A 13,292-nucleotide genomic window follows, 5' to 3' on the forward strand; every position below is an offset into this window, starting at 1 on the left:
TAAATACATATATGACAACAATCTTAATCATCGACGACGAACGCCCCATAAGAAGCTCGCTACGCGATATTTTGGAATATGAAGATTATAAGGTGCTGGATGTCGATAATGGATTTGATGGCTTAGCTATTCTGAAAAAGGAAAAAGTAGACCTAGTTCTATGTGATATCAAAATGAACAAAATGGACGGCATGGAGGTTTTGACGGAGGCGCAAGGTATCTGTGATACGCCATTCATCATGATTTCCGGTCACGGCACTATTGAGACTGCGGTAGAAGCTGCTCGAAAGGGCGCTTTTGATTTTTTGGAAAAACCGCTTGATCTTAATAGATTGTTGATTACTGTTCGTAATGCCCTTGAAAAAGGAGTTTTGGTCAAGGAAACCAAAGTTCTGAAGAAAAAAGTTTCCAAAACAAAGGAAATACTGGGAGTATCTGCAACGATCAGCCTTATAAAAGAAACAATAGATCGCGTGGCTCCCACAGAAGCACGTGTTTTGATAACTGGAGAAAACGGCTCGGGAAAGGAATTGGTCGCGCACTGGCTTCATGAAAAATCTGCTCGCGCGAACTCACCTTTAGTAGAGGTCAACTGCGCGGCAATCCCATCGGAATTGATAGAGTCCGAATTGTTTGGGCATGAAAAAGGCTCCTTTACGTCTGCCGTAAAGCAGCGCATCGGAAAATTTGAGCAGGCCAACGGAGGAACTTTATTTTTGGATGAAATTGGTGATATGAGTCTTTCTGCACAAGCGAAAGTACTGCGCGCACTTCAGGAAAACAAAATAACACGGGTAGGAGGAGAAAAAGAAATTGATGTAAATGTCCGTGTAATTGCCGCGACAAATAAAGATTTGCTAAAAGAGATAGAAGATGGCAATTTCCGTATGGACCTCTATCACCGTTTAAGTGTAATCTTGATTCATGTACCACCTCTTAAAGAACGGGTTTCTGATATTCCGATTATTGCGTCTAATTTTTGTGAGGAAATATGCGGAGGGTATAATACGCCTACTAAGGAAATTACTGAAGGAGCAATGCAAGCGTTACAGGCTTTGCCATGGACTGGAAATATCCGCGAATTGCGGAACATGATTGAACGTTTAATTATTCTGAGTGATAAAAAGATTACCGAAAAGGAAGTATCTTTGTACGCAAACCCATCGAATGGCAATCTAACCATTGGGAATAACGCCGGTTCAAAAAAGGAAGAAATGCTTAATTTTGATAAATTTGAGTCTTTCCAAGATTTTAAGGATTACGCGGAAAAGGAATTTATCAATTTTAAATTGGATAAGAATGGGTGGAACGTTTCAAAAACTGCCGATGATATCGGAATACAACGCAGCCACTTATATCATAAAATTGAAAAGTTTGGGTTGAAACGTTCGGAATAATGAATAGCAGAAACTATGGACATATTAACCCATCGTTTCTACTATTCATTGAATTTTCGTTTTTGCCTTCTGTAAAGTACAATAATAATAAGTAGAAGAATAATTGCCCCCACAATAATCGCTGCTGTGGATGATGTTTCTTCTCCTTCCGTATTTATATGTTGTTCTGCTCTTGCAAGTAACGTGAAATAGCTAAATAAAATAATAAACCCCACTTTTCTCATAACTTAAATATTTAAAAAACACAATTAACGTAATCTAATGTTTCCGTACACAAATAACAAATGTGTTCGTTGCAAATATGGGTTGTTTTTTGTTAAAATATGTTAAATAAGTGTTAAAGTCGTTTTATTTTTTTGTTCGCTTTACCATTAACTTCTTTGGAAATAAACACTAATCCGTTCAAGCGACTAAATATCTTAAGTTGATGGGCTATGGATTAATTCTTGCGCTTCAGTTAAAATACGCTTTTTTTGTTGCCGATTAGTTTGTAAATACTCGAGGTACTCGGGATTTTGTACTAAATCGCGGACGAGTATACAACCGTTTTTGAGCAGCAGGTTTTTCTCTACACCATTTAGATTCGTTAAACAGGTTACAGGATACAGTTCTAAGTTATCTACTTGATGCTTAATGTTATTATGAACGGGGTAGTCCCAAGCCAACATATTTAATTTATAATACTCTCCAAAACTGATGGAGTCAGCGGTGAGATAAGCATTCGTTACCAGCCAACCGCCCGTGAATTGTCGGGCTGTCTCAAAAAAAGAAAAGGACAGGCCTTTCAGATCTTTTACCCTAGAGAGGAAATACATTGGAGTGGTTACAGAAATTTTCGCGTCCACGTCATTCCGGAATTTGCATTCTATCGCCAGCATCGCATCTCCCTTTGTAGCTATAACATCGATTTCGTGTGTTACGGCATGTCCCTGTACTGTTTTTCCGGTGATAGTATTATAGCCGGCATTGGCAAACACCTTCCCAATCCATTTCTCAAAATAGAAACCCTCCGGTCCTAAATCGCGGAGGGCCTTTTTCAACGAGTACCGTGCTGCGTATGAATCTCGAAAATCTTTTAGTAAATCAAAGGCTAATTCATAAAGTTCGCGTGTAGTGATACCCTCATATAGGCGAGGTTGTATGCGCTGGAAAACCCTATCGACCTCGTCTTCCGAGGCTTCAGATTTGGATAGGGAATATCTTAATTTATTTGGTTCGAAAGGAACTAGTTCTCCCGAATGTTTCTGTACGTGGATCGTCATTGTATTTGTTTGGGTGTCAAAAAGTACAATTTTTTATATAAACAGCAAAACATTTTAAACAAATAGTTTGTTTTATCTAAAAATTGAGTTATGGGAATAATAGAACAAGCCGCGGATAAAATGAAGACTAAACTGGATGGTGTTTGCGAACATGGTAAAATAGCAAGTTCAGAACGTATACTGTCTGTGATAGCAGGGGGCTTTATCTTGGGATACAGTGTCAAAAGGATATTAAAGAAACCTTTGCGTGCTATCTCTGGTGTTACGCTCGGAAGCACTTTAGTTATGAGAGGCTTAACTGGGAAATGCCCTGTAAAGGGTGCTATAGAAACTGCGGCAGGCGAAGAGGAGCGAAACCTTGCGTTGATTGAACGCCGCTATTTCGAGAAATAAATCAAAGTTTATTATATACTAATTCTAGCTAAACCATCATAAAATGGTTTAGCTTTTTTGTTAACTTATAAAACCTTTGACATATTGTTGCGTAATCTCATGTTGCGGATTTAACAATACATCTTCTGTCTTGCCAAACTCTATTATTTCTCCGTTGTACACAAATATGATGTAATCCGATACACGGCGTGCCTGGCGAAGAATATGAGTAACAAGTACAATTGTATAGTTCTGTTTGAGTGATATTAATAAATTCTCTATTGTTTGCGTAGATACCGGGTCTAGAGCGGATGTAGATTCGTCCCCTAAAATAATTTCCGGCTTAACGGCAAGACCCCGGGCCAAGCACAAGCGCTGTTGCTGCCCTATGGATAGTTGCGTTGCGGATGCATCTAAACGTTCCTTGACCTCTTCCCATAGACCGACATTACGCAGTTGCGTTTCCACAATCTGAGTCAATATCTGTTTGTTTTTCTCCCCATGTATTCGAGGTCCGTATGCGACGTTTTCAAATATAGACATAGGCAAAGGAAAGGGTTTCTGCGACAGTAGTCCCATCTTTTTTCGTATATGGGTAACCTCCGCATTTTTGGCATACAAGTCCTCGCCGTTCACTAGAACAGACCCCGTGATCTCGACACCTTTAGCATCATCTACCAGGCGGTTCAAGGTCTTGAGCAGCGTCGTCTTCCCGCCACCCGATGGCCCGATAATGGAAGTTACCGAATTATTGGGGATAGACAAATTGATATTCCTTAAGATACGTTTACCTTCAATCGTAACGTTCAGATCTTTAATTTGTATGTGTGGGATGGAAGTCTTCACTAAATCTTGTGTTTCTGCTGTCTGGATGCTAGAAGATGTGTACATATAACGATTATTAAAATAATAAATGTTAAAACTAATGCGGAAGCGTAGGCGCGCCCCTGCACTTCCGGAATTGGACTGCTCAACTGAAAGAAAATAGCCAAGGGCAACGTAGCAGCAGGCTCGTCTATATATTTTGGGAGATTATCGCTAAATCCCGTTGTCAATAAAACGCCTGCGACGTCGCCTATTGCCCTACCAAACGCCAACAAAATAGCGGTAAAAATACCTGGTTTGATATATTTTAGAAGAACCTTAGCTAATTCCCACCGGGTCGAACCCAATGAAAAAGTAACATGTTTTAAGTCTACGGGAATTGTTTTTAACAACTCATCTATGGTACGCACTACGATGGGGATAGTAAGAAGTGTAATCGTGATAATGCCTCCCAATAAAGATGCTCGAATACCCATCCACACCATGATACTGAAAGCAATAGCACCGTACACAATGGAAGGGATACCAAAAAGAACGTCAAATAACAGCTTACAAGAACGCTCCAAAAAAGATCCACTCTTTACATATACGTTGAGGAAGATGGAAATCGGAATTCCAATCATTGTGGCAAGCGCGGTGGAAAAAGTTGCTAAATACAGCGACCCTAAAATAGCATTCAAAATACCGCCCTCTTTTCCAATATAAAAACCACCTTTTGGAGCTTGGCTAATCATTTCCCAGGATAAATATGGAAGCCCTTTATAAAGAATGGTGCCGACGATAAAAAATAATGATCCCGTAATTGTGATCCCAGAAAGCTGCATTGCCGTTTTCGCTATTTTTTCTTTCAGTAGTCGCTTTTTTATGTTAGTCATTAGGATTTCCCCTCCAATCTATTAAGAATCAAACGTGATATTAAATTAAAGCCAAAAATGAGCACGAACAAGAGTAAAGCTGCGAACATTAAAGCAGAATCGTATAATGGTATGGACATCATCTCGCCAAAGTTATTTGCAATTAACGCCGGCAAAGGGTAACCTGCATCAAAAAAAGATTTCGGAATTTGTGGTATATTCCCGCAAACCATAAGCACAGCGATCGTTTCGCCAAAAGCCCGAGAAATTCCTAAAACAACAGCTGCGATTAACCCTGGTTTCGCTTTTACCAATATAACCTTAACAATGGTTTCCCATTTTGTTGCTCCTAACGAAAGAGATGCGGCTTTCAATTCATACGGTATAGTTTGTAGGACCTCCACCATTATACTGACCATAATAGGAAAAATCATTACAGCGAGGACAATTCCTCCTGCAAATACGGTATAGCCAGTGGTTTGTGCACCCACGATAGGTGCAATGTAATCGCTTAAAAAAGGAACGACGAACAATACGCCCCAAACACCGTAAAGTACGGGGGGGATTGCAGCTAACATATTCACCAACGGTAAAACCATTCTGCGCAGTGCTTCGCTAGCGTATTCCACTAGGTAAACAGAAGCCAAAATACAAAGTGGAGCAGCAATAATAAGGGATATAAACGTTACCCAAATGGTTCCCATGATGAAAGGAAGAAACCCAAAACTTCCATTGAGTGGCGACCATACACTCTCTGTGAGGATTGTACCTAAGCTTTCCGCACGAAGCAAAGGTAAAGATTTGAAACCGAGCCCTACGAGGATAACGACAATAACAATAAGGGATATGGCCAACAGCACGCCAAAACTACGCTGAATAAGCTTATCTTTTATTAATCTCCAATTCACTTTATAACGATAATTTATTTAGTTCTTTACTCTTAATCTCTTCGTTCAAAGGTACATACCCGTTTTCGAGTAAATAACCCTGTTGTTCCTTCTTTAGGACAAATTGTATAAAAGCCGTCAATAGCTTGGTCTTTTTCTTGGCATGAATAACAAATGTTAAGTTACGAGAAGGGGGAGAGGGATAACGGCTTGTTGCAACAGCATTTGTTAATGAATCAAGTTGGTCATAGAAATCTTCCTTTTCATCGATACGCCCGTTGCCGTTAAGATCTAGCGGAAGAATCGCAATATTTTCTACGGTGCGCTTTGTCTTAAGGTTATACACAAAATTAATATTGCTGAAGCCAATCGAAAGTGGTTTATCCTTGATTGCTTGTACCAAACCCGGATCTCCGAATATACCCACACCCTTCAATCCCTCTTGATGTACGCCGAGAAACTTTGCCCACGTTTCAGCAGCTCCCGCCGCGTCTGAACGCACATATACTTCGATGGGTTTATTCACAAAACGTGCGTCTATATCACTCCAAACTCTGTATTTTCGATGTACAAAAATGCCTTCTAGTTCTTCAAGCGTAAGACCGCGCTCCTTGATAAGAGCATAATTTGGATGGTTACTATTAATAGAACCTACCACAGCGTCTTTTGCGACATGGATTGGGTAGGCTTCACGATTAAGCTCCTGTTGATGTAGATCGCGCGACACCAAACCGATATCGACCATGTTTGACAAAACATCGGAAATACCTTTTCCAGCGCCTCCCGCCGAAATATTAAACCGTACATTAGGATGCTCTTTTTTAAAATCTTCACTCCATAATACAACTATTGGATACAAAGCGAATGCGCCCGAGATAGAAATATTTCCCGTATAACCATTCTTTTCATCGTATCCTTCTTTTACTTTTGGAGCGCAAGACGTCGTCAAGAATAAAAGGAATAAGCTGTATATTAAATATTTAAGTTTATTCACTCGTTTTGTCGTTTGAATTCCTTCAAAAAAAATTTTTACAAATATATACTAAATTGGTAGATTTTATATGATTAATAGATGAAAATTTTATAACTTTGTCATCAAGTTGTTGAGAAGACGCTATCAGATGATGGCAATAATTGACAAAATTAAAAAAATGAGAGAATAGATTATGCAAAGCTTTCGCACAGAATTAGAAAATCCAGTAGTAGAGCAGGAGATAATTGAACTGGAGAGAAAGATAAGGGCCTACCGTGAGGGGAAAGTGGTAGAAGATAAGTTCAAATCTTTACGTTTAGCTCGTGGTATCTATGGACAACGGCAACCTGGTGTCCAGATGATACGCATCAAATTGCCTTTCGGTAAGCTGACTTTTAAACAATTGTTAAAGATTGCAGATATTTCAGATGAATATGCTAGTAGTAATATCCATTTTACGACACGGCAAGATATTCAAATCCATTTTGTAAGTTTGGAACGCACGCCAGAATTATGGGCGAAGTTAGCAGAAGATGATATGACCCTCCGCGAAGCTTGTGGAAATACAGTTCGGAATGTCACGGCTTCGCCTACAGCTGGGGTAGATCCAGATGAGCCTTTTGATGTTTCTTCTTACGCACAGGCGACCTTCGAATATTTTGTTCGGAACCCTATCTGTGCTGAAATGGGGCGAAAGTTTAAGATCGCATTCTCTTCTAGCATAAAAGATACCGCTTTTTCCTATATACACGATTTCGGCTTTATTCCTAAGGTCAAAATAGTAGACGGACAGGAAGTTCGCGGTTTTACCGTGATGTTTGGAGGTGGTTTGGGGGCGCAACCGCTACTGGCACATAAAATCCATGATTTCTTGCCGGAGGATGAGCTGATTCCGTTGATGGAAGCAACAGTTCGCGTGTTCGACCGCTACGGTGAGCGTAACAATAGAAATAAAGCACGCTTTAAATACGTAGTACAAAAACTAGGGTTAGAGGAGGTATTAAGACTTGTTGAAATCGAACGAAAAGCAAACAAAAATAAACGGTTTGTAATTGACAACACTAAAATAGCGCAACCGGAGCCTCCGGCTGTATTTTCGAATATAGTAGATCCTCTCGATGCAAACGCTTATGAAATATGGTCGAAAACGAATGTTTTTGAACAGAAACAAAAGGGTTTTTACGGTGTATATGTCAAAGTGCCAACAGGAGATATTTCCACGGCTAACGCACGTTTATTAATAGCCGGAATTCGTGATCATGTTGCTGACGATATGCGGATTACCCAAGATCAAAACTTATTATTAAAGTATGTTCGAAAAGAATCATTGCCACATATATACAATGTGCTGCATCAGTTGGGTTACGCGAAGTTCGGATTCAACACTACGTTGGATGTAACAACCTGCCCAGGTACTGATACCTGTAATTTAGGCATCTCTAACTCTACAGAAATGGCGCGGGTTCTTGAGCAGTATATAGCGGAATTTCATGCAGATTTCGTCTATGAAACGAACCTGAAAATCAAAATTTCTGGTTGCATGAACTCATGTGGTCAACACGGTCTGGCACATATTGGGTTCCACGGAGCTTCCCTTAAAGCGGGCGGTAAAGTGCTACCTGCTGCACAGGTCATGATGGGAGGCGGAACTGTTGGCGACGGAATTGGCCGGGTATCGGATAGAATCACCAAAGTGCCGACCAAACGTGTTACACAGGTAGTGGATTTGGTATTGAATGATTTCAAGGTAAATAAGTTAGAAGAGGAGAATTTTCATAATTACTACGATAGACAGACAAAGGATTATTTCTACCGTTTGCTAAAGCCGCTTGCCGATTTAACTAACCTAACAGACGACGAGTTTGTAGATTGGGGACGTGACGATATCTACAATACGGCGATTGGCGTGGGAGAATGTGCTGGTGTAGTTATTGATTTGGTGGCCACCCTGTTGTTCGAAGCTGAAGAGAAGATAGATTTAGCAAAGACAGCGCTACAAAAAGGATTATATGCTGATAGTATATACCATGCATATAGTGCCTTTGTGTGGACTGCAAAAGCCCTACTACTAGATAAAGGAATAAATGCAAGTACACAAATAGCGGTTATAGATGAATTTGATACGCAGTATGTGCAGACAGAATTATTCACTTTCCCAACGTCGTTCAAGGAACGTGTGCTACAAATCAACAAATACGAACCGTCGCAAGAGTTTGCAGAAGCATATATAACACAGTCTATAGCGTTTTATTTTGACGCTGCTGCCCGAAGAGATGAGTTACGGACAGCGACGACGACGGCTTAATTTAATAGGAGAGAAAAGGAATGCAGATTAAACCATTTATCACGTTAGTAGGAGCGGGACCTGGAGATCCCGGCTTGATTACGCTAAAGGGTGTAAAAGCCATTCGTGAAGCAGACGTTATTCTCTATGACGCTTTGGTGAATGAAGAACTATTATCTTATGCCAAACCATCTTGCACATTGATTTATGTTGGCAAGCGAGCAGAACGTATATCAACATCACAAGATTATATCAATAAGCTTCTTGTTGATTATGCGTTAACCCATGGGCATGTTGTACGGCTAAAGGGGGGAGATCCGTTTATATTTGGCCGGGGAGGAGAAGAAATAGATTATGCACGCGAATTTAATATTCCTACCGCAGTTGTGCCTGGTATATCCTCATCTGCCGGTTTGACAGGATTGCAACAGATTCCACTAACCTATCGTGGGATAAGCGAGAGCTTTTGGGTGATTACCGGATCCACATCGGATGGGCGCCTTTCAGACGATTTAAAATCAGCAGTACATACGAGCGCAACGGTCGTGATACTCATGGGCTATGCTAAATTGGCGCAAATCGTAGATTTCTACCAGCAGCATGGAAAAGGCCAGCTACCTATAGCGCTTATTCAAAACGGTTCCCTACCAAATGAACGCATCGCCTTAGGACGAATAGACAATATTCTGGAGGAAGCAAAACGAAATCTGATTGGTGTTCCCGCAGTTATCGTATTGGGTGAGGTTGTCGCTAAACATCGGGAATTTGAAGATTTAAAAAACGGAATTCACTCTCTTACTGTCTAGATGAACGAATTGTTTCCCATATATGTAAAACTTCACCAGATTCAGATGCTATTGGTCGGAGCTGGAAACGTAGGATTGGAAAAACTGGAAGCAATTTTGGCCAATTCACCACAGGCAAACTTGCATATTGTCGCCGCAAACGTAAGCTCAAAAGTTTATGCACTGATTAGCGGAAAGGAAAATATAAGAGTTTCTGAACGGGCATTTGGCGACAATGATATCAAAAACGTAGATCTAATTATTCTTGCAACGAACAATACGACGTTGAACACGCACATTCGTCAACTGGCTACCAAGCACCATATTTTGTTGAATGTAGCCGACAAGCCTACTCTTTGCGATTTTTATTTAGGCTCGGTAGTTTCTAAAGGTAATCTTAAAATTGGTATATCAACCAACGGGAAATCACCTACCATGGCAAAGCGAATCAAGGAGTTTCTTAACGACTTGCTTCCCGAAGAAATTGACGAAACACTGGAGCTAATGGGCCAGCTAAGGGATAATTTATCCGGTGATTTCCAAGAAAAGATACGGGTTTTAAATGCACACACAAAAGATGTTTTAAATAAAAAGTCGTATGATAGCACAAATTAAGCAGGAAATACAAGGCTTGAACGCTGCGGAAATTATTGAATATGTGCAGCAGAAATACGGTCCGAGAGCCGTTTTTTCAACCTCGTTCGGTATAGAGGATCAGGTTATAACGCACTTAGTTGCGCAGTCTGGAAAAGAAATATCGCTTTTTACCTTGGAAACAGGGCGTCTTTTTCCAGAAACATATTATGTGTGGAACAGAACGTTGGAGAAATATAAACTTCCTATCAAAGCCTACTATCCAAACACCGACGCAGTAGCACAGATGGTCACTGAAAAAGGACCGTCAAGCTTCTATGAATCAGTAGAAAACAGGAAAGAATGTTGCTATATTCGTAAAATAGAGCCATTACACCGTGCCATAAAAGGCTTCGATATTTGGATTACAGGTATCCGTGCGGAACAGTCTGCCAATCGTGAGGATATGGAAAATGTCGAGTGGGATGCAGCAAACGCTATTATTAAAATACATCCGCTGTTTCATTGGACTTTAGAAGAAGTAGAACATTTTTTGAAAAAAAACGGAGTGCCTTATAATCCATTGCATGATAAGGGCTTTCCAAGTATAGGTTGTCAGCCTTGTACACGGGCCGTACGCGAAGGAGATGATTTCCGCGCTGGTAGATGGTGGTGGGAAGATAAGAGTAAAAAAGAATGTGGTCTACATGTTACAAAATAAACAGTAAATAGATTATAAACAGAAGATGGATTATTTAGATCATTTAGAGGCGGAGGCAATCTATATCCTGCGTGAGGTAGCGGGGCAATTTGAGAATCCTGCCTTGTTATTTTCGGGGGGTAAGGATTCAATAACTTTAGTACACCTAGCGAAAAAAGCATTTCGTCCAGGGAAATTTCCTTTTCCGTTGGTGCATATTGATACTGGGCATAATTTCCCGGAAACAATTGAATTTAGAGATTGGTTAGTAGAACAGTTAGGAGAAAAGCTGATCGTTGGACTCGTGCAAGAAAGCATTGATCAGGGGAAGGCCGTGGAACAAAAAGGTAAGAATGCTAGTCGTAATGCACTCCAAACGGTGACCCTTTTGGATACGATAGAGAAGTATGGTTTTGACGCTTGTATAGGAGGGGCCCGACGAGACGAGGAAAAGGCCCGAGCAAAAGAACGTATTTTTTCGGTACGTGATGAATTCGGGCAATGGGATCCGAAGCGTCAACGTCCCGAACTCTGGAACATCTTAAATGGAAAAATCCATAAGGGAGAAAACGTGCGTGTATTCCCTATTTCAAACTGGACGGAGCTTGATGTATGGAATTATATAAAACGCGAGCAAATAGCATTGCCTTCCATATACTTTAGTCACGAACGTGATGTAGTGCTACGGAATGGACAGTGGATGGCAGCAGCACCTTTTCTACAGATTGACGGAGAAGATATTGTTGAGCATAAATCAGTTCGTTTCAGGACAGTAGGTGACATGACATGCACAGCTGCTGTAGATTCAGTTGCTACCGAACTTGATGATATTATCGAAGAAATAAAGGCTTCTACTGTTAGCGAAAGGGGGGCGAGGATGGATGACAAGGTTTCGGAAGCTGCGATGGAAGACCGAAAAAAACAGGGATATTTTTAATGAAGTAAGCTAGAGGGAAATGAATATACTGAAATTTATAACAGCGGGTTCTGTGGATGACGGCAAAAGCACGTTAATTGGTAGATTGTTATACGATACCAATTCTATTTTAGACGATCAACTAGAAGCTATAAAAAAGGCCAATCGGAAGAACAACGATGGGACTGTTGACTTAGCAATTTTGACTGATGGCCTAAAAGCCGAGCGGGAACAAGGAATTACCATTGATGTTGCATACAAATATTTTCAAACCGAAAAGCGGAAGTTTATTATTGCCGATGCCCCTGGGCATATCCAATATACCCGCAACATGGTGACAGGTGCATCAAACTCGGAATTGATAATTATTTTAATCGACGCGCGTAAAGGCGTTATTGAACAAACTAAACGTCACTCGTTCTTAGCTAAATTATTATCATTAAAAAAAGTACTTGTTTGCGTCAATAAAATGGATATGGTCGGGTTTGATTCAGCTGTTTATGAGCAAATTAAAGCCGATTATCTAATGTTAGCAAATCGCTTAGGTTTGGAGAATGTCGACTTTATTCCTGTTTCTGCTCTGAAAGGAGATAATATTGTACTTCGCTCAGAAAGAATGTCTTGGTATACTGGATCTTCTCTACTGGATTACTTGGAAACAATTAATATAGAAGATGACAAATTGCAACCATGGCGCTTTCCAGTTCAGTGGGTAATACGACCGCAAACGGAAGATTTGCATGACTATAGGGGATATGCTGGACGTGTACTAGGAGAGGGTTTAAAAATAGGGGAAGAGGTTATCGTATTGCCAAGTGGCGTAAAAAGTACGATAAAAAGTATCGCATTAGCGGAACAGCAGTTGGACCAAGCACAAAACGGACAATCTCTAATCGTCCATCTAACGGATGATATCGATATTTCCCGAGGAGACATTCTGGTATCTGCAGATCATCCAGCATTAGCGGAAAGAAACTTTGAGGCCAATATTTGTTGGTTTGACAACAAATCATTGGACATCAATCAAATTTATCTTTTGCAAAACCACAGCACACTTACTAAAGTTAAGATTGCAGATATTTTGTATAAGTTTGACGTGAATACACAAGAAAAACAATATAGTGGAGATATTCATTTAAACGACATCGGTAAGATCGAAATTAAAGCTGCTGGAGAAGTCGTATTTGATTTGCACCAGGACTTTCCCGATAATTCACAAGCTATATTAATTGATCCCCGGACGAATTTAACCGTCGGTGCTGTTATGATTGAGCGTGTAGCATGATTTAGATTACAAATTATCACATCTATAGGTAGGAGCATAAAAGCGCGGTTGGGTAATAAACCCGATCGCGCTTTTTCGTGGACAGAAACACAAAGGAGACATATATTCATTATTTTCTATTTAACATAATGTCAATTATGATTCTTTAGATAACGTTGATTTTTATGCAACAGTGGTAC

General features: G+C 40.3%; 14 protein-coding genes. 8 read left to right on the top strand and 6 right to left on the bottom strand.

The genetic code is table 11. The features are described from left to right. Positions 1 to 11: 11 nt before the first annotated feature. Positions 12 to 1,397, top strand: coding sequence for a sigma-54-dependent transcriptional regulator (locus C5749_RS03310; RefSeq protein WP_105722984.1), 1,386 nt, complete (start codon positions 12 to 14; stop codon positions 1,395 to 1,397). 41 nt (positions 1,398 to 1,438) lie between these two features. Here the strand turns inward: C5749_RS03310 and C5749_RS03315 are convergent, their stop codons facing one another. Together C5749_RS03315 and C5749_RS03320 are read right to left on the bottom strand one after the other, a co-directional pair. Then, the gene (locus C5749_RS03315; RefSeq protein ID WP_105722986.1) at positions 1,439 to 1,621 is read right to left on the bottom strand and encodes an LPXTG cell wall anchor domain-containing protein; all 183 of its coding nucleotides are present in this window, start codon (positions 1,619 to 1,621) and stop codon (positions 1,439 to 1,441) included. 195 nt (positions 1,622 to 1,816) lie between these two features. Beyond that, on the bottom strand, positions 1,817 to 2,659 hold the full coding sequence (locus C5749_RS03320; protein ID WP_219847886.1) for an ATP cone domain-containing protein: 843 nt from the start codon (positions 2,657 to 2,659) through the stop codon (positions 1,817 to 1,819). A gap of 90 nt (positions 2,660 to 2,749) precedes the next feature. Here C5749_RS03320 and C5749_RS03325 point away from each other — a divergent pair, with 90 nt between their 5' ends. After that, complete coding sequence (locus C5749_RS03325; RefSeq protein WP_105722988.1) at positions 2,750 to 3,052, top strand: YgaP family membrane protein; 303 nt, start codon at positions 2,750 to 2,752, stop codon at positions 3,050 to 3,052. 60 nt (positions 3,053 to 3,112) lie between these two features. Here C5749_RS03325 and C5749_RS03330 read toward each other — a convergent pair whose 3' ends face one another. From C5749_RS03330 to C5749_RS03345, 4 genes are read right to left on the bottom strand one after another with little or no spacing between them, the layout of a single operon-like run. Beyond that, on the bottom strand, positions 3,113 to 3,922 hold the full coding sequence (locus tag C5749_RS03330; RefSeq protein WP_105722990.1) for a phosphate ABC transporter ATP-binding protein: 810 nt from the start codon (positions 3,920 to 3,922) through the stop codon (positions 3,113 to 3,115). Continuing rightward, on the bottom strand, positions 3,877 to 4,731 hold the full coding sequence (locus tag C5749_RS03335; protein WP_105722999.1) for a PstA family ABC transporter permease: 855 nt from the start codon (positions 4,729 to 4,731) through the stop codon (positions 3,877 to 3,879). The genes C5749_RS03330 and C5749_RS03335 overlap by 46 nt, the downstream gene beginning before the upstream one ends. Further along, positions 4,731 to 5,618, bottom strand: a complete 888-nt coding sequence (gene pstC, locus C5749_RS03340; RefSeq protein ID WP_105723001.1) for a phosphate ABC transporter permease subunit PstC — start codon at positions 5,616 to 5,618, stop codon at positions 4,731 to 4,733. The genes C5749_RS03335 and pstC overlap by 1 nt, the downstream gene beginning before the upstream one ends. Position 5,619: 1 nt before the next feature. Then, positions 5,620 to 6,591, bottom strand: a complete 972-nt coding sequence (locus tag C5749_RS03345; protein ID WP_245893601.1) for a PstS family phosphate ABC transporter substrate-binding protein — start codon at positions 6,589 to 6,591, stop codon at positions 5,620 to 5,622. A gap of 172 nt (positions 6,592 to 6,763) precedes the next feature. Between C5749_RS03345 and C5749_RS03350 the strand changes: the two genes are divergently transcribed. The 6 genes from C5749_RS03350 to C5749_RS03375 are packed head-to-tail and all read left to right on the top strand — an operon-like array spanning position 6,764 to position 13,113. Next, the gene (locus tag C5749_RS03350) at positions 6,764 to 8,875 is read left to right on the top strand and encodes a HEPN domain-containing protein (protein ID WP_105723004.1); all 2,112 of its coding nucleotides are present in this window, start codon (positions 6,764 to 6,766) and stop codon (positions 8,873 to 8,875) included. 20 nt (positions 8,876 to 8,895) lie between these two features. Continuing rightward, a complete protein-coding gene (gene cobA / locus C5749_RS03355; protein WP_105723006.1) occupies positions 8,896 to 9,660 on the top strand; it encodes a uroporphyrinogen-III C-methyltransferase in 765 nt (254 codons plus the stop codon). Continuing rightward, on the top strand, positions 9,661 to 10,254 hold the full coding sequence (locus C5749_RS03360) for a precorrin-2 dehydrogenase/sirohydrochlorin ferrochelatase family protein (protein WP_105723008.1): 594 nt from the start codon (positions 9,661 to 9,663) through the stop codon (positions 10,252 to 10,254). Beyond that, entirely contained in the window at positions 10,238 to 10,933 is a 696-nt protein-coding gene (locus tag C5749_RS03365; protein WP_105723010.1) for a phosphoadenylyl-sulfate reductase, read from the top strand. Before C5749_RS03360 ends, C5749_RS03365 begins: the two co-directional genes overlap by 17 nt. Before the next feature lie 25 nt (positions 10,934 to 10,958). Continuing rightward, positions 10,959 to 11,849, top strand: coding sequence for a sulfate adenylyltransferase subunit CysD (gene cysD / locus C5749_RS03370; protein ID WP_105723012.1), 891 nt, complete (start codon positions 10,959 to 10,961; stop codon positions 11,847 to 11,849). Positions 11,850 to 11,868: 19 nt separating this feature from the next. Further along, the gene (locus C5749_RS03375; RefSeq protein WP_105723014.1) at positions 11,869 to 13,113 is read left to right on the top strand and encodes a sulfate adenylyltransferase subunit 1; all 1,245 of its coding nucleotides are present in this window, start codon (positions 11,869 to 11,871) and stop codon (positions 13,111 to 13,113) included. Positions 13,114 to 13,292 lie beyond the last annotated feature (179 nt).

This window comes from Sphingobacterium gobiense, from assembly GCF_002980575.1.
In the GTDB taxonomy this organism is placed as follows: domain Bacteria; phylum Bacteroidota; class Bacteroidia; order Sphingobacteriales; family Sphingobacteriaceae; genus Sphingobacterium; species Sphingobacterium gobiense.